A 26686-nucleotide genomic window follows, 5' to 3' on the forward strand; every position below is an offset into this window, starting at 1 on the left:
CGCTGTGGTCTCCAGATTTTTTGGATTCACCTTTGAGGTGAAAATCCGGAGACCAAGGCGACCGCTGCCGCTTTTCCACATTCGTTCCGTCCTCTCCGCTGTGTGAGCGGGATACGAAACCCCTTTTTCAAACACAAAAGAAATCGCCTTTTTGGTTAAATGGAGGTACTACCCAACCATTTCAAAAGGAGCGATTTCTTTGTGCATTATATAGTTCATAGAGTGGCCCATCCCGGGGGCGGCTGCGACTGCATCCACCCCCAAATGCTCACCAAAGTTCTCATTTACGCGTACATTCAGAGTATCTATACTTCTCGGCTAATCGCTATAGCTTACCCGCCCTGCTGCCCAGCAGCATGCTTACCTGCTGTATAGCCGGTGGAGAAGGCCGCCGTAATATTATAGCCGCCGGTGTAGCCGTGAATATCCAGAATTTCACCGCAGAAATACAGCCCAGAGGTCAGCTTGGATTCCATCGTCTTAGGATCAACCTCTTTGAGTGTTACTCCCCCGCCAGTCACGAAGGCCTCTGCCAGGGAACGTGTCCCATGGACCTGAACCGGCATCCGCTTCAGCAGGGCAGCCAGCGCCCCAAGGCCTGCCTTGGGCAGGTGATGGCCGGTAATCTCCCCGTCCAGCCCGCTTTTCGCCAGCAGCATCGGAATCATGCGCTCGGGCAGCAGCCCCTTAAGCGAGTTGCGGATAGCCTTCTTCGGCTCCTGGTCCAGCTTGTTCTGCAGCAGGGCCTCGGCCTCCTGCGGATGCAGATCCGGGAACAGGTCGATGGACATTTCCACCGTATCGCTTCCCGACTTCTGCTGTACCTGGCGCAGGAACTGGCTGCAGCGCAGCGCGATGGGACCGGATAAGCCGAAATGGGTGAAGATCATATCTCCCCGGTGGGAGATGACCTTCTTGCCCTTGGGGTTCCAGACGGTAAGGCTTACATCACGGAGCGATAAGCCCTGCAGCTCCCCGGACTTGATCCATTCCTCCCGCGAGAGGATGGGAACCTCTGTCGGGAACAGCTCCGTGATCGTATGTCCGGCAGCGGCAGCCCAAGGGTAGCCGTCGCCGGTAGAGCCGGTCTGCGGTACGGACTTGCCCCCGGTGGCGATGATTACAGCCTTCGCACTGAAGGCCTGGCCGGACTCCAGGCGGACACCCCGGACGGCCCCTTCCTCATACAGCACCTCCCGCACCGGGCTGTCTGTCAGGATCTGGACGCCAAGACTCCGCACTTTGCCAACCAGGGCAGAGACTACGCTGGCGGCTTTGTCCGTTACAGGGAACATCCGCCCGTTATCCTCTTCCTTCAGGGCGATCCCGAGACCCTCGAAGAACTCGATAATATCCCGGTTGTTGAAGTGGTCAAATGAGCTGTATAAAAAACGGCCGTTGCCCGGAATATGGGCGATCAGCTCCTGGGTCTCCTTAATGTTGGTGACATTGCAGCGTCCGCCGCCCGATATCCCCAGCTTGCGGCCAAGCTTGGCTCCCTTGTCTACCAGAAGTACGGAAGCGCCGTGTTCGGCTGCGGCGACGCTGGCCATCAGGCCGGAAGATCCGCCTCCGATGACGATTACATCATAGCTATTCATCTATCTGCTCCTTTGCTTATTGCGGCACTCTGTTAACGGAATCATACCACTTCCGGACAGAATGTAGCCAGGCCCGGATCAAGTATAAAGTGATTATCGTTGTCAGGACTGCGCGGTTATGCTTTAATCTAAGTGGGAAAAGGCATCTTGTCCAATTTGAGGAGTGATTGCAATTATTTATGCGGTTAAGGATATTTTATTGCAAATATCGGCTGCTTGCATCTTCCTGCTTCTTTTTCAATGGAGGCTGGACCGGGGCCATCCTACACGCAGGAACAATAAGTTTCCGGACGACCAGACCTTTCTGATGATCTGCTGTGCGCTGGGCATTACCTTATGCATGGCATTATCCACTACCATGTTCGGAGTGGTCTATCTCAATCTGGCCATTCTTCCTGCATATATTGGAATCTTATATGGTAATCTGCGTTCCAGTGTGTACCTGGCGCTGTACTTCTTCTTCTGTACCGCACTGTTCTCGGTGCCCTCAGGCTTGGATCATCTCCTGCTGAATTCGGGAGTGCTGCTGTATCCGCTGTTGTTCGGCATGGCGGGGCCGTTCAAGCAATCTGCACTATCCGTCAAAATTGGTATCCTATGGGGCGCCTTGTTTCCCAGTATACTATTCATTGTCATTGTACCGAATATGCATGGCCGGAGCATCTTGAATACACCCCCCGCAGATGCCATTATGTTCGGGTTATATTTAATAACGGCCTTAATTCTCGGCGCTCTGTTTATTCTCTATATTGACAGGGCGTGGGACAGGCTGCAGGTGAAGATCCGAATGCAGGGAATCTCCGACAAATTCCAGTGGGAATCCGAGAAGCTGCAGCAGATTACGAACGTGGTTCCGCTGAATATTATAGAGTTTGATGATAAGGGATATGTGACAGCGCTGAATGAATATATGCTGAATCTGATTCAGCGGCACTTCCCCCAGTTGACCCGGGAGATCCTCTTGTCTCAGCCGGCCCTTCCTATTTTTCGTGAGTGTATGGACCAGGCGACCTTAGACCAATTAGAGGGAATTCTAGGGAACAGGCAGCGTTCCAATGCCAAGATCAGGGTTAATTCGATGACCTATCATATTTTCACTGCACCGCTTGAGCATGAATCGGGGGTGCCGGGCGGAGTAATCATGATTATTCAGGATTTGACGGAAGAGGAGAAAATGCGCAGTGAGCTTGATAACGTCGAGCGTCTGTCGCTGGTCGGACAAATGGCTGCCGGAATTACGCATGAGATCCGTAACCCGATGGCGGTGGTACGCGGATTCCTGCAGCTGATGCGGGAGAAGAGCCCGGAGGATCTGCATTCCTATTATCATATAGTCCTGGAGGAGCTGGACCGGGCCAACAGCATTATCAATGACTTTCTGTCGCTGGCCCAGACCCGCGTGTCGGAGAAGGAGCCGGCCCTGCTGCAAGGCATTATGGAAGAGCTTACACCGCTAATCTGGGCGGATGCCAATCTGCGCGGCCAGAGCGTTGAGCTGAAGCTTAGCCCCTCCATGCCGCCGCTGCAGCTGAACGTCAGAGAGATCAAGCAGCTGATTCTGAATCTTGCCCGCAACGGAATGGAAGCGATGGATGCCAAGGGAGTGCTGACACTTGCGGCCTGCGAACATGAAGATACCGTGCTGCTGATTGTCACAGATACCGGAAGCGGTATCCCCGAGAGCCAGCTCAGCCAGCTGTTCACCCCGTTCTTCACCACCAAAAGCCAGGGGACAGGTCTTGGCCTGCCGCTCTGCCTAAGTATTGCCGAACGGCATAACGGATCGATCCGGGTTGAATCGGAAGAGGGGGCCGGGACGTCGATCATCGTCACTTTTCCGGTTGAATCGAGAGCAGGGGCCGTTCGGAAGCCTGTTTACATGTAGAGGATTCCGGCGGGGCGGGGTATAATTTAGGGTGGTGTATTACCTTGCTGGAACAGGCCGCTTCTCTTGCTTTCGCAGAGTATGTATGTATAATAAAGTTAGCAAGTAGTGCAGTAACGCGGCAGTGTTATCCGGGTTCTGACGATTATCCAATCCAAGTGGTGAAGGAGAGTGCAGAGAAATGTCCATGTCTTTTAATCAATATATGAGAGATTCTATTCAACCTATGCGCGACGATCTGACAAGCATCGGATTCCAGGAGCTGTTGACTCCGGAGGAAGTTGAAGCGGCTCTTCCGGCCGCCAAGGGAACTTCACTTGTGGTCGTTAACTCCGTATGCGGCTGTGCCGCCGGACAGTGCCGTCCAGGGGTGGCCCAGGCGCTGCAGAATGAGATTCTGCCCGATCACCTGTTCACCGTATTTGCCGGCCAGGAGAAGGAAGCTACCGCCAAAGCGCGTGAATTTTTCGCTCCATATCCGCCATCTTCCCCTTCCATCGCACTGATGAAGGACGGCGAGCTGGTTCATTTCATCGAACGTCACGGCGTAGAAGACCGTTCGGCCGCTGAGATTGCTGCGGAGCTGAAGGAAGTCTTCAATCGTGTGTGCCAGTAATAACATGCTCAACCAGTAACAGCATCTTCAATAAGTAATGATCCCGCATCAGCCATCCTTCAGCCGGAGGCTTGCTCATGCGGGATTTTTTCTAATATAAGAAACGGGGTGTGGCCTGTGAGTCTACAAAAAGAGATTATTGCAGCATTGGGCGTGAAGCCGGTAATTGATACCGGTGCGGAGATACGCAAGCGCGTGGATTTCCTGAAAGCATATGCGCTGCAGGCGGGTGCCAGAGGTCTGCTGATTGCGATTAGCGGAGGCATAGACAGCGCAGTGGCTGCGGGTCTGTGCAAGCAGGCAACGGACGAGCTGACTGCTGAGGAAGGCAAGGAGTATATTACACTCGGTGTATTCCAGCCTTACGGCGAGCAGGAGGATATCGAGCACAGTTATGCGGTAGCCAAGGCGTTCGGGCTGACCCATACGGTGGAGACGAATATCGAGGAAGCGGTGAACGAGATCGCCCTTGAGGTCGAGCATAGCCTGAAGGCTCTGGACCAGCACAAGCATATTACCCATCAGAACAAAGGGAATGTGAAAGCGAGAACGCGGATGGTTATGCAGTATGCGCTCGCCTTTGAGAACAATCTGCTGGTCGTCGGTACAGATCATGCCTCTGAAGCCATCACGGGATTCTATACCAAGTGGGGCGATGGGGCGGTCGATATTACCCCGCTGTCTTCCCTGAACAAACGTCAGGTGCGGCAGCTGGCTGCGGCGCTTGGTGTGCCGGCGGACATCGTGACCAAAGCGCCAACGGCCGGCCTCTGGCCGGGCCAGACGGATGAGACGGAGCTTGGAATCACCTATGAGGAGAACAGCGATTATCTTGAGGGGAAGACGGTCCGCCCTGAAGCGGCTGCGAAGCTGGAGAGCTATTATCGCAGAACGGCGCATAAGCGGGGGAGTATTCCAGGGATCTAAGAGGGTTATGCCCAGCCGCCGGGGAGCTGCTTCTTATGCAGACGCTCCGGCGGTTTTTTGAGAATATAATGTATATGGCTCAAAATACAAGGCTACGCTACTCCGCCAGCACCCGGGTGATGAACTGGGCACTGGCGGCAATCGCCTGTTCCAATTGCGGAGTCGTTCCGGCAAAAGGATGGACGGTGCCGAAGGTGTGATTGCCGCCCGGGATTTGTATCCATTCGATGTCCGGCCGCAGCCGGGTTAATTGCTCGGAGCCGCGCCGCAGATGCTCGCCGTCCGCACTGCCTTGAATCAGGACTGCAGGGAAGCTGGCTTGTTTCATCCGTTCGATAATATTGTAACGTTCCGCCTGCTGCTCCAGATCTTCAATAATGATGGCATTCAGCGGCATTTGCTGGCCGGTCCGTCCATTGAGCACGTGGGTCTGGCCCTTGTCTCTCATCTCACGCTTCTGTTCCTCGGTGAACAGATCCAGATTGGTGGTCCCGTTCCAGGAGATGACACCGGTGATCTCTGCAGGATGATCCAATGCATAGAGCAGAGAGACCCCGCCGCCGCGGCTATGGCCTAACAGGAAGACAGGCAGGCTTCCGAACCTGTGATGCTGGCTCAGATAAGAGAGCAGGATCTCCATATCCTTGATCTCACGCTGGTAGGTGTTGCGGGCGAACTTATCAAGCTCGGTGAAATTCTGCAGATCCTCGCCGATTCCGGCGTGGGAGAAGTTGAAGCTGATCACTTCATGCTCATGGCTGAGCGCTTCTGCTGCATAGGGGAACATTCCCCAATCCTTGAAGCCTTTGTAGCCGTGAGCGATGATCACAAGACTCTTGGCTTCGCCTTGAGCGGGGAAATGCGAGCAGCGAAGGACCGCATCCTCTCCTGCGGGTAATTCAAAATTACGGGGCATAAAGTATTCTTCCTTTCTTTATGGGGAGTTACCCATAATAGACTTTAGCTTGTTTTTCTTTTAAGATAGCAGAAAGCTGGCGCTAAGACTATTATTAATATTTGGTCAAGAGCAGACAGGCTTCACTGTTACAGGAGATCTGTTGCTGATATAGGAAGATCATATCATTAGACGCAGGGTATGGATAGAAGGTAATACAAGAGGATCAATGAATGCAGAGCCAGGGAAGGTGTGGGAGCTTGATTTATGGAATCGGCCATGATGTGCTGGAAATTGAAAGGATTACCGAGATTGCTGAAGGCAGCTTAGGCAGCCGGTTCACGCGGAGAATTCTGACCGGGCAGGAGCTGGTACTGGCCGCAGGCAAGGGCGCTAAGACAGCGGAATTCATAGCCGGACGCTTCTCGGCCAAGGAAGCGGTCGTCAAGGCGCTCGGATGCGGAATCGGCCATCTCGTGGGCTTTCAGGATATTGAGATTCTGCCGGATGCCTTGGGTAAGCCCGTAGCCACACTGTCGGCAGAGGCCTGGTCCCGGTTGCGGCTGCCGGAGCAGGAATATACGATTCATCTCACGATTACCCACACCCGCGCACTGGCCTCGGCATTCGCGGTGGTGGAGAGAACAGTGTAGATAAGAAGTACTAAAGAAATAAACAAAAAGCAAAAGAAGCGGAGGGGAAATTTGGAACTGTAGGAGCGGTAGCGTCCGCCTGAAAGCTTTCCGTAGGAAAGCTAGCTTCGGAAGCATCAGCAGTCACCGGAGTTCTACCGCTTAATGCGGTTCAAATCAAGAAATCTGGTGATGGGCAGCGGCCGGAAGTCCAAATGTTCACCGCAGTGACGATGAAGATTCAAGTTCAAAACTTAGGTGCTTTTATATAGATTATTATAGGAACGGCAAGGAGATAACGATGACAACAGATGAGAAGCATGTAGAGACCCGGCAGGAAGCCAAGTTATTCTTCAGCCGGTTCCTGCTGGAATGGTATCACATCCAGAAGCGGGATTTGCCGTGGCGTCGCCACCGTAACCCGTATTACATCTGGATCTCGGAGATTATGCTGCAGCAGACCCGTGTAGATACGGTGATTCCTTATTTCAACCGGTTCATTGAGCGGTTCCCAACGGTGGAGGCACTCGCGGATGCACCGGAGGAAGAGGTGCTGAAATGCTGGGAGGGGCTTGGCTACTACTCGCGTGCCCGGAACCTTCAGCATGCGGCGAAGCAGGTGAAGGAGAACTACGGAGGTCAGGTGCCGGATGACCGCGATGCTGTATTTGGCCTCAAAGGCGTAGGCCCGTATACGGCGGGGGCGATCCTGAGCATCGCGTTCAACCGGCCGGAGCCAGCGGTGGATGGCAATGTGATGCGGGTATTATCCCGGTATTTCCTGATCGAGGATGACATTGCCAAGGGACCGACACGGGTGAAGATGGAGAAGCTTGCCGCCGAGCTGATTCCCGAGGGGGAGGCGGGCAGCTTCAATCAGGCGCTGATGGAGCTTGGCGCGCTGATCTGCACGCCAAAATCACCGCGCTGCCTTCCGTGCCCGGTGATGGAGCACTGCGCCGCGCGGCTGGCGGGCTGCGAGGCTTCGCTGCCCGTCAAGACCAAGGCGAAGCCGCCGCGCCCGGAGGAGCGGCTGGCTGCCCTGGTGGAGGGCCGCGGCGAGCACGCGGGCCGGGTGCTCATCCGGCAGCGACCGGCCAGCGGGCTTCTGGCCCGCATGTGGGAGCTGCCGCATTGGCCTGCGCCGCCTGCTGAGCCAGGCGGCGGGGGCGGTGCGCTGCTGCCGGAAGCGGCAGCGCTGGACCGGCTGCGCCGGTCCATGAGCCAGGCCGGGATTCACGCCCGGCCTGAAGAACACTGGATGGCTGCGGAGCATACATTCAGCCATATTGTGTGGACCCTGCAGGTGTACCGCTGCAGGGAAGAGGCGGTGCTGCCGCTCGCAGCAGAGAGCCGCGCGGTGTACCTGGCGGCTCCTGCCGGGCGCGGCGACAGCGCTCCGGCGGCGGATGCCGACGCTGCGCAAGCAGCGGCACAGCCGCAGGCAGCCGCCCTGCAGGCGGACGAGCAGCCGGCGCTGTTCGACAGCGGGGATGCCGCAGCCGATGCGGCAGACAGCGGAGCGCTGCGCTGGATCAACCGTGAGGACATGGCGAATTACGCCTTTCCGAACGTTTTTCTCAAGCTGCTGAACAGCTATTTTGAACAATAAGGAGACAGGGGGGTCCCTCCCCCGGTTACCAGATGCGGAAACCAAAAACAGGTTCACCCCATGCCCTTACGGCAGAGGTGAACCTGTTTGCTTAGATCATCCCTTACGGATGAACTGGCTTATTTCGCGCTTTCGTAACGTTTGCCGACTTCTTCCCAGTTCACTACGTTCCAGAACGCCTTGATGTAGTCAGGACGTTTGTTCTGGTAGTTCAGGTAGTAGGCATGCTCCCATACATCGAGACCGAGGATTGGAGTTGCGCCTTCACTGACCGGGTTATCCTGGTTAGGTGTGCTGGTAACGGCAAGCTTGCCGTCCTTCACCACTAGCCAAGCCCAGCCGCTGCCGAAGCGTGTAGTAGCTGCAGTAGCGAAGTCTTCCTTGAATTTGTCGAAGCCGCCCAGCTCGCTGTCAATAGCAGCAGCCAGTGCGCCGGTTGGTGCGCCGCCGCCGTTCGGTCCAATCACTTCCCAGAACAGGGTGTGGTTGGCATGTCCACCGCCGTTGTTGCGGACCGCTGTGCGGATCGCTTCAGGTACAGCGTTCAGGTCGGTCAGAAGCTCGTCGATGCTTTTGTTTTGCAGTTCGGGTGCCTTTTCCAGTGCGGCGTTCAGGTTCGTCACATAAGTGTTATGGTGCCTGTCGTGGTGAATCTCCATCGTCAGAGCGTCGATGTGTGGTTCAAGAGCGTTGTTCGGATACGGAAGTGCCGGTAATTGAAATGCCATGGAAAAATCCCTCCTGATTATATGTTGGTTTTGGTTATATATCCTTGAGATACTCCTATTAAAACGTATCTGGAACAATAATGCAACACTAAATAAACATTATTGTTTAAAAAGTATTTTCTCAAACCCAAACTCACGGAAAGTGTTAAGCCTGTGTTAAAATGATAGGGTCCCTAATTAGGGACGTTTATCCTATTGAATTCTCCTAATACATGTTAAATATGAAACTATATTGAATGAAAACGCTTCATATCAAGCGCTTTCAAAAGAAAAATGGTGAAAACACGAGAAAAGTGTGCTTTAATAGATTTAAAAGCAGGTATTCCTCGGTTTTTGATGCTTTTTCCACTTTATACTGTTATGGAAACTCCTTCTTTTTGTAAAATCATAAGCCATAGAAAAGGGAGACTTGAAAGTATGCACGTTCGTTCCTTTCAATTAAGCGACGTTACTCCAGTGACTGAATTGCTGCAGACCGCATTATCGGAAGAATGTTTCGAGAGCACGATCGAGCCTTTCTCCAGGCAGCTTTCATGGGATTCGGATCTCATTGTAGTTGCAGAGGAAGAAGGAGAAATCATCGGTGCGCTGATTGGTACGATTGAGAAGAATCACGGCTGTTATTTCCGCATTGCCGTCCATCCTGATTATCGCCGCAGAGGAGTCGGCAAGAGTCTTGTAACGGCTATGGAGAACAGATTTCAGGCGCGGAAGGTCAGCGGTATCTATGTTGCCGTGGATGAACACAATTCTTTTGCAATGCCGCTCTATGAAGCCATGGGTTATGATGAGAACCAGATCTTCAAATCCGTGCGCAAGCTGAGCATTGTCGGGTAACTTGTCCTTTGAGCCGGTACTGTAAGCGGAAACAAATGTCAGAGTAGAGAACTATTGCAGGGCGGATACCTCCGGTTATATGGTTAATCCTGCATAGTCTGTTTCATTATACTAAAGCATATCTTCCCTATGTCCATTGCAAATGGGCGGGAGATATGCTTTTCTATTGTTAAGGACCTGATAACCCAATCGAAGCAAGTAGGTGGACTATGAACCGGGAGCTTGAAGAAGAACTCATGCGAAGCCGCAGACAAAGATACAGATCGGTTACGCATAACAAGTCCAGACAATCCAAAAGAACGTGGATCAGGGATATCCGGGAGTGGATCATCACTGCGGGAATTGTATTCGCGGTCATGTCACTGCTTAATATTTATGTGTTCAATGTGTCTACGGTGATAGGCCAGTCCATGCAGCCTACCCTGTATCAGGGAGAGAAGCTGATTATCAACAAAATCGCCCTGAGCTTCGGGAACCCGGGCCGCGGGGAGATCGTTGTTCTGCATGATCCCAGTACCGGACCGGACCGCAAGGAATATCTGGTCAAGCGGGTGATTGGCATTCCCGGCGATATTGTCGAGGTGCGGGACCAACAGCTCTACGTCAACGGCAAGCGGGTGGAGGAGCCTTATATAGATACCTCTATTGAAGATCCCGATTTCAGCGGGCTGACCGTACAGGAGGGAACCTACTTCGTGATGGGGGATAACCGTCATGCCGGAGCCAGTAAGGACAGCCGTTATTTCGGCCCTGTTGCCAAGGACAGTATCGTGGGCAAGGTCTCCCTGATCTGGTGGCCTATCTCTAAGATGAAAGCCCTGTAGACTGAATCAGATTCCAACTATAAAGGAGAGGCGGACATGAATTTCAACATCCAGACATCCTACGCTCCGCCTCCTTCCAGGTGGGAGGAGCTTAAGGCTGAGATTAAGGCGGCTGCGCCGGCGCTCGGTATTGATGATATCGGGTTCACTACGGCGGAGCCGTTCCTATATTTGAAAAACATTCTTCAAGAGCACAGAGACAAAGGGTACGAATCCGGCTTCGAGGAGCCTGATCTGGATAAACGGACCGTTCCTGCCCTCCATTCGGGAGAGCAGCCCCTCTCCATCATTGCCATTGCGGTGGCCTATCCGTCCAAAATGGAGAACCCGCCCAAATCCGAACCGGGTGCGCGCAGAGGCATATTGGCCCGGGCCTCCTGGGGCCAGGATTATCATCATGTCCTCCGTGAAGCGCTGGCGAAGCTGGAGAGCTTCATCCGGGAGCGTGTCCCGGATGCCGTGCTTGAGAGTATGGTAGATACGGGAGCGCTTGTAGACCGGGCTGTAGCGGAGCGGGCAGGCATCGGCTTCAGCGCCAAGAACTGTGCCATTATCTCGCCCAAGTGGGGATCGTGGATCTATCTGGGGGAGATGGTGACGAATATCCCGCTTCCTCCGGATCAGCCTGTGCAGGAGGGCTGCGGAGACTGCACCAAATGCATCGACGCTTGTCCTACAGGCGCATTGGTCGGTCCGGGACAGCTCAACGCCCAGGCTTGTATCTCCTTCCTGACCCAGACCAAGGGCTTCCTGAGCGATCACTATATGACCAAGATCGGTAACCGGCTGTACGGCTGTGACACCTGCCAGATTGTCTGTCCGCATAACCGGGGCAAGAATTGGGACCACCGTCCGCAGCTCCTGCCTGATCCGGAGGTGGTCAAGCCGCTGCTGATGCCGATTCTGGATCTCAGCAACCGCGAATTCAAGGAGAAGTTCGGCAGCAGCTCGGCTGCATGGCGCGGCAAAAAGCCGATCCAGCGCAACGCAATCATCGCGCTCGGCAACTTCAAGGAGGCTTCTGCCGTGCCGAAGCTGACCGAAATTCTGCTCCGGGAGCCGCGGCCGGAGATGCGCGGGACGTCTGCCTGGGCGCTCAGCCGTATCGGCGGCAGCGAAGCGCTTGCGGCTGTGGAGCAGGCGCTCCAGAGTGAAGAGGATGCTACCGTGCGCGGGATGCTGGAGCAGGCCCGGGACAAGCTTCTGGAGCAGGAGGCGGCAGGCGGGAGATGACCCGGATCACGGGATTTGCCAATTGCTGTCCAGTTGTTGAAATGCTATGATAGATTCGCGTGCCTGAACAGGGTATTGCCAGACAATCGAGTACAAAGGTGGATTACAGATGAATATTGCATTGCCTATTATTACGCTTGTTGTAGGTCTGATCGGCGGATTCTTTATCGGCGTATATTATCTGCGCAGACAGATGACAACGATGCAGAATGATCCCGAAATGCTGCAGAAGGTTGCCAAGCAAATGGGGTATAACTTGAACGGGAAGCAAATGCAGCGTGCCCAGCAGATGATGAAGAACGGCAATCAGCCGGGGCGTGCTCCTGCAGCGGGCAGAGGACAGTCCCGCAAGAAGTAATAATTGTGATGGTATGAAATAGATAAGAGTCAACTGCGGGTGCGGAAGGGGGAGCTTCATGGGGGGCATCAAGGAGTACAAGAACGGGAAGGTTTCTGTAAACCGGGAGCAGATTGAGTATCATGTGGAGAAAATTCTGGAATTAATCGGTGAAGATACCAGCCGCGAAGGCCTGCTGGAAACACCGGCCAGAGTGACCCGGATGTATGAAGAGATATTTGGCGGGTATTCCATTGATCCGCGCGAAGCGCTGGGCGTAACCTTTGACGAGTCTCATGAAGAGCTGGTCATAGTGAAGGATATTGTCTATTACAGCCAATGCGAGCATCACATGGCTCCGTTCTTCGGCAAAGTGCATATCGGCTATGTCCCCAGCGGACGTATTGCCGGACTCAGCAAGCTGGCCCGGCTCGTAGAAGCGGTCAGCCGCCGGCTGCAGGTGCAGGAGCGTATCACGGCCCAGATTGCCGACATTATGACGGAGGTGCTGAATCCGCACGGTGTCATGGTCGTAGTTGAAGGGGAGCATCTGTGCATGTGTGCCCGTGGCGTGAAGAAACCGGGCAGCAAGACCGTCACGATGGCAACCCGGGGCAGCTTCCGGGAGGATGCCGCTGCCCGGGCCGAGTTCCTGGCCCTGATCAAAGAATAAGGCCAGGCAACCCTGCCTGACCCAGAACTGTAATGATCTAAGCCCGCTTGCCACTTCGACAGTGGCGGCGGGCTTTTTTTCGATGTCGGCTCAGGCTGAATCAAAAGGGCTGCCAGACCAGCTTGCGGGCGGCGCCATACCGCTCGGCAACATAAGGCCAGTTCACGACCTTCCACCAGTCCTGGATATAATCGGCGCGGTTGTTCTGATGCTTGAGGTAATAGGCATGCTCCCACACATCCAGCGCCAGCAGCGGAACCACATCCCACTGGGACAGGTTCTGATGTTTCTCAGCCGTCAGAATTTCCAGCCTGCGGCTGCGCGGGCTCCAGACCAGAATGGCCCATCCGCCGCCCTCTACTTTATTGGCAGCTTCAGTGAACTGTGCCTTGAAGGCATCATAGCTGCCGAAGCTGCGTTCTATGGCATCCAGCAGTGCTCCAGTAGGGCGGCCGCCGCCCTGCGGGGACATCACGTTCCAGAAGATGGTGTGCAGATAATGGCCGGCCCCGTTGAAGGCAAGCTCCCGCTCCCAATGCTTAACCAGATCGTAATCGCTCTTCATCCGCGCTTCCGCCAGCTTATTCTCCGCCTTATTCAAGCCGTCTACATAACTCTGATGATGCTTGTCGTGATGAATGATCATCGTCTTCTCATCAATATACGGTTCCAGCGCGTTATAAGCATAAGGCAGCGGAGGAAGAGTATGCCCGCCGATAGGAACGGGACCTGCTTCACGGGATTCCCATAACGGAACCGCAAAGCTGCCTGTCCCCTGAAGATTCTCCCCGCCAACAGCCGAGTCAGCTGAAGGAACGGGTTCATTCTGCCCGGGCGGATTCATCCGCCTCATCCCGGCCCCGTAGTCCGAAGGCGTCAGAGCCGCAAGCACGGCCAGGAAATATTCAGATTCCCGGATGAAGTGCAGCAGTGTCGTCCCTGCCAGGGGAAAGGCATTGACTGCGGCGCTGGCTTCCTTCATGGCTTTCAGGTGCCTGATGAATTCAGCAGACTGGTCGCAGGCCGTCTGCAGCAGCAGCCCGGTTTCGGCGGTTTGGCTTCCCTGGCCCCCGGCGTCCGGGGCTTGCGGAACGGCCAGCAGGTGCTGCGCCGCCTGCTCTGTAGCCAGGAATACAATAGCCCACTCCTGAAGCAGCTTCACGTAAGGCTCCTCCAGGCGCGGGATAATCTGGATTAATACCTCGGCATGTTCTTTCTCCTGTTTTTTCCAGAAGGCGATTTCCCCTAGAATCTGCACTGGCGGCGGTGCAACGAATACATATGGCATGATTTGCAGTCCTCCCGTCCTAAAGTTTCAACGCTCCATTATATGCCGGGGAGGGGCTGCTTATGAGACTGGCTGTGCTGAGAATTGCGGCCGCCTGCCGGGCTTACTGCTCAGCACAACAAATAAGCATGCAACAGGACGTATCGCAAGATACATCTGAGCATGCTTAGGGTTAACGATAAAGTGCTTATTTGCTCGCGGTGGGGTTTCCTTGGTTGTTCCCGCTGATACTGGCCAATTGCACATTCCCCAGAAAAGCAGATACCCGGCGCAGATACTCACGTGGATGCTCACGGAACAGCAGTTCATGGTGGCTGTCTTCAACAATCCATGAATCCGAGTACGGATTGCTCTGGTTAGCGGCCAGCTCTTCAGCAATCGGATAAGGCGCCTTATCATCCTTGGTGCCATGCATGAAGAGTACCGGGAACGGGTAATCCTCAGATTTGACCTTGGAATAAGGAATCTGGTTGAGTCCTGTGCCGTTCAGCACCGGGAAGAGCATCTCCATAATCTCCAGCGAAGGCTGGCGGGGAAGATTAATGTTCTGCTTGATATTATGGTACAGCGTGTCCGGCTCCAGCAGGAAGGTGCTGTCCAGAATCATCGCATCTACATCATCGGTTACGAGACCTGCCTGCAGTGCGGTTCCTGCGCCCATGGAGAAGCCCCAGACCACAATTTCGTCGGCTCCTTTGTCCTTGACGAATTCAATCGCTCCGAGCAGCTGCTGGGATTCCTTTTTGCCGCCGGTTGCGATGTCCCTGTCGGTCTTGGAGGCGAAGCCGTAGTCGAACATGACAACATTGAATCTCAGGCTGTGTGCATAATGGGCCAGATCATACATGGGAACCCAGCTCTCTTCGCGGTTCGCGCCGTAGCCGTGGCTGAAGATAATGGTTTTGGTTGCGCCTTTGGATGGAATATACCATCCCTGCATCATGCGGCTACCGTCTTTGGCCGGGAAAGTAATGTCCTCGTACGCTAGCCCCTTAGCCTGATAAGGATTGGAGTAGAGGGGGGCTACGGTAGGATTCGAGAGCACCCAGGCGATATAGGCATGCAGGGCGATGAAGCAGAACACGAAGAAGAAGAATACAGATAACAGCAGAGACACGACGATGTGCTTAATGCGTATCATCCGCAGTGAAATTAAACGTGATGAAGCGGGCTTACCCTCGTTAGGTATACGGGAGACCGGCGCACCGGGATGACTTGTTGCCAGATTCATAAGGTCCCCTCCTAAAAGTTTCTTCTTATTCAAAGCATAAATAGTTCATATATTTAATCGTAAATTTATGCCCTTACAAAGTCAATGGAATTAGGACTTTTGTAATGTAACTGTAAACTGCGGACGGCTTTTCCTGTGTGCTGAATATACTGGACTTTTTTTAGGCATTTGCACTAAGATAGGGTTATCATATTAAATATGTAACCGGGTTTCAATAGGTGAAACATGTGAAGGGGAGATCGGGGTGGAAGACCGGAAACTGACTGTACGCGCCGTAGAACGTGCGCTGGATATATTGTTGTGCTTCACTCAGGATAATGATTATGACCTGAGCCTGACTGAAATCTCCGCGAAGATCGGTCTGCATAAAAGCACGGTGCACCGCCTGCTGACTACGCTGGAGGAGAAGGGCTTCCTGCAGCGGGACGAAGGGACTGACAAATACAGGCTGGGCATCCGCATCTGGGAGCTGTCCACACATCTTCCGACGCTGAATGAACCGGCGGTGCTGCTGCTGCCGGCCATGGAACGGCTGCGAGACCGTCTGGGCGAGACCGTCAGCCTGTACCTGCGCGACAATCTGGAGCGCGTGCGCATCCAGGCTGTTCAGAGCCGGCAGGCCATCCGCCGTGTGGCGCAGATTGGCGCAAGGCTGCCGCTGTCTGTAGGCGCATCGAGCAAGGTGCTGGCCGCCTACGCGCCGCCGGAAGTGCAGGTCCGGCTGCTGGCCGACCCGGCATGGCCAGAGACCGTAGACCGCAGCCAATATCTTGAGCAATTGAAGGAGATTACGCGCTGCGGATATGCGACCAGCTTCGAGGAACGGGAACCAGGCGCGGCAGCGGTAGCCGTGCCTATTGCCGGCCGGGCAGGGGGAGTGGTGGCGGCTCTGTCGCTATCCGGACCGGTCAGCCGTCTGTCGCGGGAGACGCTGGAGGAATACGCCGTAATTCTGGCAGAGGCTGCAGCTGAAATGGGTCTGATGATGGGCTGAATAAGAGATTGTTCTGACCCTGGCAGGCTTAGACAAGCTTAGAGATAGCATGGGAAATAAAGGCTATTTCTACTTGCGCAGTTTCATTGAATATCTAGTCAAAATGAACTATCATTAAAAATGATTAATTAAAATTATTGTAGAAATATAAGGAATCCAGAGCATGAGGTGATGGGATGAAAGTCGTTATACCCGATTCACTGATGGGAGAAATTCAAGAGCTCCAGGATACGTTCGGCTCTGTTACGGGTCAGGCTATTGTGCTTACGGATCAGGCGGGAAATGTAGTTACCCGTCCGACGCTTTTCGGAATATTCTATCAGAAGATGTTTAATTCATTGCAGGGGATGGACAGGCCTTTTGAGCCTGCACTACTCAGAATAGGCCCCTTATCACACCCTGCCGTACTTGAAGAATGGGTTCCCGGACTGAAGTATGTGGTCAGTCCTCTGGTCCCTGACTATGGCCAGACGTATTATCTATGGTCCGGTCTATATATGGAGGAAGGTACCCGGGAGCTTGTGCTCCAGGCGTTCGAGGCCAAAATGCGGAATCATCCTTATTATGAGATGCTGCGGGCTGAAGTGACTGCTATGCCAGAGCTAAGCCGCGAAGGTATCGGTAAGATCAGGCGCAAGCTGAGTGCGCTTGGGAATATATTGTCTAAATTGCTGGCGGGCTGTGTGCTTAAGCCTCTGGAACAACGAAGAGATCTGGTTATTTCACAGCTATTATCCAATCTGGAGAAAGAGTTCCTGAAGATTGAGGTTGTGCTGCAGCAAATGGCAGGTGCGTTCTCTGATGCGGAGCTGTATGCTTTTGCCCAAGAGGAAGAGGCCGGGCAGTTCACGGTGAAATATTGCGCAGGCAAAGAAGCCAATCTCCTCATGGATGCCGGGTTCCAGCAGGGAGACGGATTCCTGGGGCAAGCGGTTCTCGGCAGGGAGCCCCGGCACTGGCAGGGTATTGCCAAAGATCCGAGATCGATATTCTTCTCCCAGCGCGGAATGACGCAGCCGGAGTGTTTGTCCTGTTATCCGGTGCAGATCCACAGCGGCAAGAAGGCGCTGCTGCTTGCTATTGCTTTTGGCGCGACCCGCCAGATCCAGGACTTTGCCCAGCATGAGCAGAATGTAGCCGCGCTTCTGGGTGTTTCCGGGCGGGGAGAGCGGCTGATGCAGCGCGAAGCCTTGCGCAATGAAGCCACACAGCGATTGAAGGAGGCTGCAAGGTTGCTGCCGCAGGCCGTTTCTACACAGGAGCTGGGTAACGGGGTATTGGATATGATTATGGGCATGCCCTTTTCCCCGTCCTCGGTACTCGTATTTTTCGAGGAGCTTACGGGGGGCACCCATTATGCCAAGGGATGGAGGCAGGAAGAGATAGCGCCTTATATCCGGGATCTTCAGACCCGGTATTCATCGCAGGCGTTCCTCTCTTCCGCGATCATCCATGATGAGACTGGAGGGCAGGCCTTGCTCGAATGCCCGCTCATTACCGACCAGGTCTTCAAAGGCATTCTATCGGTGGGCTTCAGGCGCCGCAGTGAAGCCGAGGAATGGCTCTCCTTCACTGACTGTCTCGCCAGCCTGGCAAGCACCTCCATCCGCCTGATCGAGAAGGACAGCAGGCACACGAAGCAGGCGGAGGTACTCCTGGACCATACCCTTCAATATCTGCATACCCGTAATCCAGAGCTGCACCGTCTATGTTCAGAGGCTGCTTCGATGGCGTATGAGCTTGCCCGCTATACAGGCCTGCCGGAGCGTGAGGCAGAGCAGATGAGAACTGCCGGCCTGCTGGCTCCGTTCAAGCTCGATGTCCTGCTTAGATACGGATTCTACCCTGAAGAGATTTCTCTGCTGAAGCAGGTGGATCAATTCGCTTCGTTTTATTTCACGATGAATAAGCCTTCCGTCTCTGTCTCTGCGCAGCTGCTGGCGCTGGTGCTCCATCATATAGGCCAAAGTGCGGATAAAGAGCTGCTGGCTGACACAGACCCGCAGTGGCTGGACCCTTCCCGTTTCAGTCTGGACGAGTATGTTGCAAGGGAGCTGCACAGTGAGCCGCGCACCTCGTTCCAGTCCTTTTTACGCAGCCGCTCGGCGGCCCAGCCGGAGAGAAGCGGCATTTCGGCAGCGAAGCTGCTGAACAGTACAGCGCTGAAGACGCCCAAGGAAGAATGGGGGATCTCGCCGCGTGAGGAAGAAGTGCTGGAGCTGATTATTCTGGGCAAGACGAACAGGGAGATTGCCAGCACGTTGTTTATCAGCGAGCATACTGTCAAGAATCACCTAAGCCGTATCTTTCATAAAATGGACGTAACTGACCGCTCGCAGATCATAGCGCTGGTCTACAAAAGAATGTTCGACTCCGAGCGTATCGAAACTTCCTGAGTGCCCCTCCGGGGCCACGAGCATTTATCCGCATACCAGGAGAAAAGCAATCCCCTTTCTATGTAAAGGGGATTTTTTTGGCCTGAATGTATATGTTTCATTCCATAACCTATTGGGCCGGATGTCTGCGAAAAACAAACATGTCATTAAAGGCACAACTCCAGCATGAAAATGAGCAGCGTGGCTAAAAACAGAACATCGCCTTTTCATTTATTTAATATATTTTAACGGAAAACCGAACACAATTGGAGCGGGTGGGTAGCGTAAGCCGAATTTAATTGGAAAACCGAACACAATTGGACCGGGTGGGTAGCGTAAGCCGAATGTAATTGGAAAACCGAACACAATTGGACTGGGTGGGTAGCGTAAGCCGAATGTAATTGGAAAACCGAACACAATTGGACTGGGTGGGTAGCGTAAGCCGAATGTAATTGGAAAACCGAACACAATTGGACTGGGTGGGTAGCGTAAGCCGAATGTAATTGGAAAACCGAACACAATTGGACTGGGTGGGTAGCGTAAGCCGAATGTAATCGGAAAACCGAACACAATTGGACTGGATGCGCCACGTAAGCCGAATATAATCGAAAAATCGAACACAATTGGACTGGGTACGCCGCGTAGGCCGAATGTAATCGGAAAACCGAATACAATGTGTTGGAGCAAAGGTGCGTCGGACAGATGAAGCCGAAAGAGAGCAATTAGGGGCTTTAATGCCCCTAATCGACCTTATGCCCCTGAGTGGGCGAATGGGTAGGGAGTTATTCTTACAAATAATCAAGAAGTGTTGTCAGCCCGTAAACTCTGTGTTATATTACCAATGATAATGATTATCAATATCATAATTATATAATACATAGGGGGATTATTTTGCGACATTCTAAACCAAGTCTTGTGTTGATCGTCTTCAGTCTGGTCATGGCTTTGCTGCTTGCTGCCTGTGGCCAATCCAATAATTCCGGTTCGGGTTCCGGTGCGGCAGCGAATGCACCTGCACCTGCTGCTGCAACACCAACTGCAACACCAGCCGCGACAGATGCTCCAGGTGAAGCGGAAATGGTTACTTTCCAGGATGGTGCAGGAGAAGTTCAAGTGCCGAAGAACCCGCAGAGAATTGTGGATACCACTTCGTTCTACACTGGTTACTTCCTGGCACTGGGTGTTAAGCCAGTAGGTGTAATGGAGGGAGCGAAGGACAGTCCGTATCTTACAGATCTGCTCGATGGTGCAGAGTCGCTCAGCACGGATGTAACTCCTGAGATTATCCTTACTCTAGAACCTGACCTGATTATCGTGTATACCGGGACAGAAGGGATCGACAAGCTGAAGGAAATCGCGCCGGTGGTGCAGATTCAATACGGCTCCAAGAATTATAAGGATCAAATGATTGAATTCGGTAAGCTGGTGAACAAGAACGATGAAGCCAAGGCCTGGGTGGAGCAGTGGGAGGCCAAAATCGCTGAGCTGAAGCCACAGGTGCAGGCTGCTGTCGGCAATAAAACCGTATCCATCTTGAATCCATATGCCAAGGGGCTGTATGTATTTGGACATAACTATGGACGGGGCGGCGAGATTCTATACGGGGAATTTGGTTTGAAGGCTCCCGCCGAAGCGCAGAAAGAAGCGATTGACAGTGGGATCGGCTATGCGTCTATCTCCCTGGAGAAGTTGCCGGACTTTGCCGGTGATATAATCTTCACCTGTCCGTGGTCGGGTGACACCACTGATCCTAAGATTGTATATGACAATCCGCTGTGGGCAGGCCTTCCGGCCGTCAAAGCCGGAAACGTCTTCCAGCTGAATCCTGCTGCGGACACCTATAATGATCCGATCTCCCTGGAGAAGCAGCTCGATTTCATCACAACAAGCCTGTTATCGGTTAAATAGTGGCTGCACGAACACCATAAGGGGGCTGTCACTCATAAGCCTGATAAGCCTGAAATGTTACACCATCGGCATCGGCGATTCTCCCTTTATTGGAAAATCGCCGATTTGTGTTCAGGTTATTAGCACGACTGCAATTCATTTGCTTATTTAGCCCGTGTCCGGTGGATTAAAGTGTATTAATGCCCCTCATTTGCTCATTTAGCCTGCGTCCGGTGAATTGAAGTGTATTAATGCACCTCATTTGCTCATTAAGGTAGCGTCAGGTGAATTGAAGTGTATTAATGCACCTCATTTGCTCATTTAGCCCGCGTCAGGTGAATTGAAGTGTATTAATGCACCTCATTTGCTCATTAAGCCTGCGTCTGGTGAATTGAGGTGTAATAATGCTCTTCATTTGCTCATTAAGCCTGCGTCCGGTGAATTGAGGTGCACTACTGCTCCTCCTTTGCTCATTAAAAAAAGGGCTATCCCAAACAGTCATTAAATGACTCTGGGATAGCCCTTGGTGAAACGGTGGGAGAGGCTTATTCTACCGGCAATGCGGTCTCTGAAGCTGTGGCATCTGCCAGCATCTGGCGGAGTACCGTCTGCAGAATGCCTCCGTTGCGGTAGTAGTCGATGTCCACAGTGCTGTCAAGACGGGCAATGACCGGGAAGTCGAACTGGGTGCCGTCTTCGCGGGTAGCGGTGACCGTCAGCTCCTGTCCGGGAAGGACATGGTTGTCGAGACCGGTAATGTCGAAGGTCTCGCGTCCGGTCAGGCCCATGCTGCTCCAGCCATGGCCTTCCTGGAACTGCAGCGGCAGCACGCCCATGCCGACGAGATTGCTGCGGTGAATCCGCTCGAAGCTCTCGGCGATGACTGCCTTAACGCCTAACAGGAGAGTACCCTTGGCGGCCCAGTCACGGGAGCTGCCTGTGCCGTATTCCTTACCGGCGATAACGATTAGGTTCTGTCCGGCGGACTGGTACAGCATGGAGGCGTCATAGATCGACATGACCTCATCACTCGGCAGGAAGGTGGTCACGCCGCCTTCAGTGCCGGGAGCTACTGCATTACGGATACGGATGTTGGCGAAGGTACCGCGCATCATCACCTCATGATTCCCGCGGCGTGAGCCGTAAGAGTTGAAGTCGGCGCGCTCCACGCCATGGTTCCGCAGATATTCTCCGGCAGGACCGGAGGTGGAGATATTCCCGGCCGGTGAGATATGGTCGGTAGTGACGGAATCGGCAAGCAGTGCAAGTACACGTGAATTGTTAATGTCCTTGATGTCACCGACACCGTCTGCCAGATGCTCGAAGAATGGCGGATTCTGAATGTATGTGGAGTTGTTGTCCCATTCATACAATTCGCCTTCCGGTACCGGAATGGAATTCCAGCGTTCATTGGCAGTGAATACATTCTCGTATTTGCGGCGGAACATTTCCGGGCTGAGCGAGAGCAGGGTAGCTTCACGGATCTCGGCTGTCGTCGGCCAGATATCAGCCAGGAAGACAGGCTCCCCCTGCGGGTCATAGCCCAGAGGTTCGGTCTTCAGGTCAATATTAACTGTACCGGCAAGGGCGTAAGCGACAACCAGCGGCGGTGAAGCCAGATAGTTGGCTTTGACCTGGGCGTGTACACGGCCCTCGAAGTTACGGTTCCCGGATATTACTGCGGCAACTGTCATATCATGTTCTGTAATGGCCTGGCTAACTTCATCCGGCAGCGGGCCGGAGTTGCCGATACAGGTGGCGCAGCCGTAGCCGGCCAAATAGAAGCCCAGCGCTTCCAGCGGCTTCAGCAGATCGGCCTTCTGCAGATATTCCGTAACGACCAGCGATCCGGGAGTCAGGCTGCTTTTGACATAACCGGGTTTGGTCAGTCCACGTTCTACAGCCTTCTTGGCAAGCAGTCCCGCCCCCAGCATAACGCTTGGGTTAGAAGTATTCGTACAGCTGGTGATCGCCGCAATGACAACCGCTCCTGTGGAGAGCTTGCTGGTGCTGCCGTTCTTGTGCTGAACCTCAACCTCTTCAGCGATCTTCTCATCGCTTAGGCCATAACCGCCCATGTCAACAGGTGTGCGGATAATGCCTTCGAAATTCTCTTTCATATGGGTAAGCTCTACCCGGTCCTGAGGACGTTTCGGTCCGGCCAGGCTGGGAACGACAGAAGCCAGATCCAGCTCAATGATATCGCTGAACTGAGGGTCCGGCGTATCTGCGGTGCGGAACATGCCCTGCGCCTTATAATAGTCACCCACCAGTTCAACCAGCTCATCCGGGCGTCCGGTGCTGCGCAGATAGGCGAGTGTCTCGTCATCTACAGGGAAGAAGCCGATGGTTGCCCCGTATTCAGGAGCCATGTTGGCTACAGTGGCACGGTCTGCCAGACTGATGTTAGCCAGGCCCGGGCCGTAGAATTCGACGAATTTGCCGACTACGCCTTTTTTGCGCAGCATCTGGGTAACGGTGAGGGCCAGGTCGGTAGCCGTAGCACCTTCCATCAGGCTGCCAGTCAGCTTGAAGCCGACGACATCCGGGGTTACGAAATAAAGCGGCTGTCCGAGCATGCCTGCCTCAGCCTCTATTCCGCCAACGCCCCAGCCTACTACTCCAAGACCGTTGATCATTGTTGTATGAGAGTCCGTGCCGACCAGAGAATCCGGATAAACTACCGTTTCCCCGTCGATAACTTTAGTGGTGGCTACAGAGGCCAGATACTCCAGGTTAACCTGATGCACAATCCCTGTTGCCGGCGGAACCGCACGGAAGTTATTGAAGGCGGTCTGTGCCCAGCGCAGGAAGCGGTAACGTTCCTCATTACGCTCGAATTCAACATTCATATTATATTCAAGTGCATCAGCCGTTCCGAACGCATCCACCATAACGGAATGGTCAATAACAAGATCTACCGGTACAAGCGGATTAATCTTCTTGGGGTCGCCGCCCGCTTTCTTGACGGTGTCACGCATTGCCGCGAGATCAACAACTACCGGCACGCCGGTGAAATCCTGCAGGACAATCCGGGCAGGGATGAACGGAATTTCCTTATTACGGTCAATGCCGCCTGACCAATTAGCCAGCTGCTTGACATGTTCTTCAGTAATCGCCCGTCCGTCATACTGGCGGACAGCCGCTTCGAGTAATACCTTAATGGAGAAAGGCAGGGAGGAAATATCGCCTGCGCCTTGCTCTTCCAGCGAATTCAAATGATAGTAGCGATAAGTTTTGCCGCCTGATTTCAGGTTCTTGGCCAATGAAAAATGGTCCTTGCTTGGCATATATGCGCCTCCTCGTTTCATCTGGTGAAACTACATTTCATATTTCCTATACTTTAAGTATAACGTTTACAAGTAGGGGAGTAAAGTTTTTTTTGCTTCCTAATGTGAGGTTTATTAAAGGTTGAAACGCCAGCGGGCCGGGCAGAAACCTCGTTCATCCGGCTGCTCCCCGGGGTCATACCGTAAGTTTATCCGCAATATTTCCAGCTATGCTATTGAACAGCTTTCTTCCAGGCTCCTCCCCGAGTTAAATCGCTTCCGCTTCCGTATAGGTGCAACTAATCCTTCATATACATAGGTCAGCAGCCAAAATGGCAAGTGGACACGGCTTTGCCTCCCCTTTAGGGAGGGCACAGCTACAGTGAGAACTATATAGATTGAACTTGAAAAATATACAGACGGGGAAAAGTGGCGGAGGAGAATTTTGGCACTGTAGGAGCGACAGCGTCCGCCTTTGTCACCGGATTTCTACCGCTAAGAGTGGTTTGAAATCAGGAAATCTGGGGACAACAGCGGCCGGAGGGCCAAACATTCTCTGGAGTCACGGAAATCCCTGAACAAAAAACTTACAAGTTCAATCTATATAGATGGATAGTTTATAGTGCCGGAGCCTATAAATTCTTATATTTGAACGAAGGGGCGGAGTATGAATGGAGCAGCAGTGGAAGAAAAGTCTCTATGTCTATGTAGATCAGCTGAACAAGGGGCGGGTTGCACCAGGGACCGCGCCGCGCAATACCACCATCAGGGACCCGCGGTATCTGGACGAACAGAAGGCCCGTTCCCGCCGGATCGCCCAGTGGTACAGCCGGCGCGGCATTACGCCGCTGCGCGGTGAGACGGGAGTGCGGACCATCCGTACCGTGCGGCAGACTTCTGTCGAGGTAGTGGCCGATGTGGCGCTGCACAGTGCCTTCTATTATGAGAAGGGCGGTATGACACACCGTGAGGATGTGGTGGAGTCGGAACGCCTGACCTTTGCACGCGTTAAGGGAGGCTGGGAGGTTGTAAGCGTCGAACGCAGTGTGCCTGAGCGCAATGCTGTGCGCACATTCGTGGAGACGGAGCCTGCCGTGCGGATGTCACAGTGGGGCGAGGTGCTTACAGTTCCGCAGCCGTCTCCGCCGCTGCTGAACCGCCGGGTAATGCGCGGAGCCAGTGGCAACAGGGAGGTGCGCTACCGCCGGGAAGAAGCGGCGGCCTATGCTGACCTCTGGTGGAAGGAGGGCAATCCCGAGTTCGAGATTTTTGAGGTGGACTGCACCAATTATGTCTCTCAATGTCTCTTTGCAGGGGGAGCGCCTATCAACTATACTGGTAAAAGAGAAACGGGCTGGTGGTACAAGGGCTATAAAGGAGCCCAGGAATGGTGGAGCTTCAGCTGGGCGGTCTCCGACAGCCTGCATCGTCATCTGAGCGGGAACCACAGCAGCGGTCTCCGGGCGGAGATTGTCGAGCGTCCGGAGCAGCTGATGCTGGGCGACATTATCCAGTATGACTGGGACGGCAACGGGCATTACCAGCACAGCACGATTGTCACCGCTTTTGACGCGGGGGGCATGCCGCTGGTGAATGCCCGGACGGTTAGCAGCCGCCACCGTTTTTGGGATTACAAGGACTCCTACGCCTGGACAGACCAGACGGCGTATCGTTTTTTTCATATTAATGACTACTTATAATTCAGAAAGAGGTTAGGGCATGGGGAACGCAAAATGTACCGTAGGACTGGTGTACGGCGGCAAATCCGGGGAGCATGAGGTATCGCTGCAGACGGCTTATGCGGTTATGAACGCTTTTGACTACGATAAATATGAGATTATTCCGTTCTATATTTCCAAGCAGGGCGTATGGAAGGTGGGTGCTGTACTGGAGGCTCCCTTCACCGCCATTGAGCAGCTTAAGCTATCCGGGGATGCCGGAGACATGGGGATGGCCCTGAATGCATTGTTCAGCGGGCTTAGCGGCGGCGATTCCATTGTGGATGTCATGTTCCCGCTGCTGCATGGCACGAACGGAGAGGACGGTACGATTCAGGGGCTGTTCGAGATGGCGAATATCCCGTACATTGGCGCAGGGGTACTGGCTTCTTCGGCGGGTATGGATAAGGTGGTCATGAAGAAGCTGTTCGGTGAGGCCGGGCTGGAGCAATGTGAATATTGCTATTTCAATGCGGCGAACTGGAGACAGCGCAGCCACGAGCTGATTGTCGGGATCGAGGATAAACTGGGTTATCCGGTCTTCGTCAAACCGGCTAACCTTGGTTCCAGCGTAGGCATCTCCAAAGCATCCGACAAAGAAAGCCTGATCAAGGCTGTGGATTATGCCTTCCGCTATGATACCAAGGTGATTATTGAGGAATTCGTGGATGCGCGTGAAGTGGAGGTTGCGGTACTTGGCAATGAGGAGCCGGAGGCTTCCGTTCCGGGTGAAATCGTCTCTTCCGGTGAATATTATGATTATGCGGCCAAATACACGGACGGCAAATCACAGATGCTGATCCCGGCACCTGTTGATCCGGAGGTGGCAGACCGCCTGCGGGAGTCGGCCCTACTAGCCTTCAAGGCTATTGAGGGCAGCGGAATTACCCGGGCGGACTTCTTCCTGCGGAAGTCTGACGGCAAGATTCTTATTAATGAAGTGAATACAATGCCGGGCTTCACCCCGTTCAGTATGTATCCCCTGCTGTGGCGTGAGACCGGCGTGTCCTATCAGGCGCTGCTGGACCGTATGATCGGGCTGGCGCTGGAGCGTTACCGGTTCAGACAGGGACTCAAATACGATAATGAATAATATAAGGTGATCGGCGGGAGCATTCCGGCCG

The 26686-nt window shown here is 53.7% G+C and carries 20 protein-coding genes and 1 pseudogene; 15 read left to right on the top strand and 6 right to left on the bottom strand.

Annotation, left to right across the window (positions count from 1 at the left end):
- Nucleotides 1–332: 332 nt before the first annotated feature.
- Complete coding sequence (locus tag KDC22_RS02960; protein WP_211722023.1) at nucleotides 333–1601, bottom strand: BaiN/RdsA family NAD(P)/FAD-dependent oxidoreductase; 1269 nt, start codon at nucleotides 1599–1601, stop codon at nucleotides 333–335.
- Between the two features lie 163 nt (nucleotides 1602–1764).
- On the opposite strand from KDC22_RS02960, the gene KDC22_RS02965 reads away from it, so the two are divergent.
- From KDC22_RS02965 to nadE, 3 genes are all read left to right on the top strand, one after another.
- Entirely contained in the window at nucleotides 1765–3486 is a 1722-nt protein-coding gene (locus tag KDC22_RS02965) for an ATP-binding protein (RefSeq protein WP_246553262.1), read from the top strand.
- Between the two features lie 181 nt (nucleotides 3487–3667).
- Entirely contained in the window at nucleotides 3668–4102 is a 435-nt protein-coding gene (locus KDC22_RS02970; RefSeq protein ID WP_173139281.1) for a BrxA/BrxB family bacilliredoxin, read from the top strand.
- 117 nt (nucleotides 4103–4219) lie between these two features.
- Nucleotides 4220–5029 carry an NAD(+) synthase gene (gene nadE / locus KDC22_RS02975; RefSeq protein WP_211722024.1) on the top strand — a complete coding sequence of 270 codons (810 nt, stop codon included), beginning with the start codon at nucleotides 4220–4222 and terminating at the stop codon, nucleotides 5027–5029.
- Between the two features lie 97 nt (nucleotides 5030–5126).
- On the opposite strand, the gene KDC22_RS02980 is transcribed toward nadE, so the two are convergent.
- Nucleotides 5127–5945 (bottom strand): alpha/beta hydrolase family protein, encoded by an 819-nt coding sequence (locus KDC22_RS02980; protein WP_211722025.1) that lies wholly within the window; start codon nucleotides 5943–5945, stop codon nucleotides 5127–5129.
- Between the two features lie 239 nt (nucleotides 5946–6184).
- Between KDC22_RS02980 and acpS the strand changes: the two genes are divergently transcribed.
- Nucleotides 6185–6577 carry a holo-ACP synthase gene (gene acpS, locus KDC22_RS02985; protein ID WP_211722026.1) on the top strand — a complete coding sequence of 131 codons (393 nt, stop codon included), beginning with the start codon at nucleotides 6185–6187 and terminating at the stop codon, nucleotides 6575–6577.
- Between the two features lie 280 nt (nucleotides 6578–6857).
- Nucleotides 6858–8168 (top strand): A/G-specific adenine glycosylase, encoded by a 1311-nt coding sequence (mutY, locus tag KDC22_RS02990; protein ID WP_211722027.1) that lies wholly within the window; start codon nucleotides 6858–6860, stop codon nucleotides 8166–8168.
- 119 nt (nucleotides 8169–8287) lie between these two features.
- Here the strand turns inward: mutY and KDC22_RS02995 are convergent, their stop codons facing one another.
- A complete protein-coding gene (locus tag KDC22_RS02995; protein ID WP_173139298.1) occupies nucleotides 8288–8896 on the bottom strand; it encodes a superoxide dismutase in 609 nt (202 codons plus the stop codon).
- A gap of 417 nt (nucleotides 8897–9313) precedes the next feature.
- Between KDC22_RS02995 and KDC22_RS03000 the strand changes: the two genes are divergently transcribed.
- From KDC22_RS03000 to folE, 5 genes and pseudogenes are all read left to right on the top strand, one after another.
- Entirely contained in the window at nucleotides 9314–9733 is a 420-nt protein-coding gene (locus KDC22_RS03000) for a GNAT family N-acetyltransferase (protein ID WP_173139300.1), read from the top strand.
- A 209-nt stretch (nucleotides 9734–9942) separates the two neighbouring features.
- Nucleotides 9943–10557, top strand: a complete 615-nt coding sequence (gene lepB, locus KDC22_RS03005) for a signal peptidase I (protein WP_173139302.1) — start codon at nucleotides 9943–9945, stop codon at nucleotides 10555–10557.
- 36 nt (nucleotides 10558–10593) lie between these two features.
- Nucleotides 10594–11775 (top strand): annotated as a pseudogene (gene queG / locus KDC22_RS03010) (tRNA epoxyqueuosine(34) reductase QueG); the annotation flags it as partial.
- 124 nt (nucleotides 11776–11899) lie between these two features.
- A complete protein-coding gene (locus KDC22_RS03015) occupies nucleotides 11900–12148 on the top strand; it encodes a YneF family protein (protein ID WP_173139306.1) in 249 nt (82 codons plus the stop codon).
- A gap of 58 nt (nucleotides 12149–12206) precedes the next feature.
- A complete protein-coding gene (gene folE / locus KDC22_RS03020) occupies nucleotides 12207–12800 on the top strand; it encodes a GTP cyclohydrolase I FolE (RefSeq protein WP_173139308.1) in 594 nt (197 codons plus the stop codon).
- A 100-nt stretch (nucleotides 12801–12900) separates the two neighbouring features.
- On the opposite strand, the gene KDC22_RS03025 is transcribed toward folE, so the two are convergent.
- Nucleotides 12901–14088 (bottom strand): Fe-Mn family superoxide dismutase, encoded by a 1188-nt coding sequence (locus KDC22_RS03025; RefSeq protein WP_211722028.1) that lies wholly within the window; start codon nucleotides 14086–14088, stop codon nucleotides 12901–12903.
- A 187-nt stretch (nucleotides 14089–14275) separates the two neighbouring features.
- Nucleotides 14276–15319 carry an alpha/beta hydrolase gene (locus KDC22_RS03030; RefSeq protein WP_211722029.1) on the bottom strand — a complete coding sequence of 348 codons (1044 nt, stop codon included), beginning with the start codon at nucleotides 15317–15319 and terminating at the stop codon, nucleotides 14276–14278.
- Between the two features lie 244 nt (nucleotides 15320–15563).
- Between KDC22_RS03030 and KDC22_RS03035 the strand changes: the two genes are divergently transcribed.
- The 3 genes from KDC22_RS03035 to KDC22_RS03045 all read left to right on the top strand — a co-directional run bounded on the left by KDC22_RS03035 (nucleotide 15564) and on the right by KDC22_RS03045 (nucleotide 20596).
- Nucleotides 15564–16313, top strand: coding sequence for an IclR family transcriptional regulator (locus tag KDC22_RS03035; RefSeq protein ID WP_173139314.1), 750 nt, complete (start codon nucleotides 15564–15566; stop codon nucleotides 16311–16313).
- Nucleotides 16314–16489: 176 nt separating this feature from the next.
- A complete protein-coding gene (locus tag KDC22_RS33705) occupies nucleotides 16490–18709 on the top strand; it encodes a LuxR C-terminal-related transcriptional regulator (protein WP_281424959.1) in 2220 nt (739 codons plus the stop codon).
- 870 nt (nucleotides 18710–19579) lie between these two features.
- Entirely contained in the window at nucleotides 19580–20596 is a 1017-nt protein-coding gene (locus tag KDC22_RS03045) for an ABC transporter substrate-binding protein (protein ID WP_246553265.1), read from the top strand.
- Between the two features lie 524 nt (nucleotides 20597–21120).
- Here KDC22_RS03045 and acnA read toward each other — a convergent pair.
- Nucleotides 21121–23865: an aconitate hydratase AcnA gene (gene acnA / locus KDC22_RS03050; RefSeq protein WP_173139316.1), complete on the bottom strand. Its 2745-nt coding sequence runs from the start codon at nucleotides 23863–23865 to the stop codon at nucleotides 21121–21123.
- Between the two features lie 650 nt (nucleotides 23866–24515).
- On the opposite strand from acnA, the gene KDC22_RS03055 reads away from it, so the two are divergent.
- Both KDC22_RS03055 and KDC22_RS03060 read left to right on the top strand, forming a co-directional pair.
- Nucleotides 24516–25544, top strand: a complete 1029-nt coding sequence (locus KDC22_RS03055; protein ID WP_211722030.1) for an amidase domain-containing protein — start codon at nucleotides 24516–24518, stop codon at nucleotides 25542–25544.
- Nucleotides 25545–25563: 19 nt separating this feature from the next.
- Nucleotides 25564–26655: a D-alanine--D-alanine ligase gene (locus tag KDC22_RS03060; protein ID WP_211722031.1), complete on the top strand. Its 1092-nt coding sequence runs from the start codon at nucleotides 25564–25566 to the stop codon at nucleotides 26653–26655.
- The last annotated feature ends 31 nt before the right edge of the window (nucleotides 26656–26686 follow it).

The sequence above is a fragment of the Paenibacillus tritici genome (assembly GCF_018207515.1).
Lineage (GTDB): Bacteria > Bacillota > Bacilli > Paenibacillales > Paenibacillaceae > Paenibacillus_AQ > Paenibacillus_AQ tritici.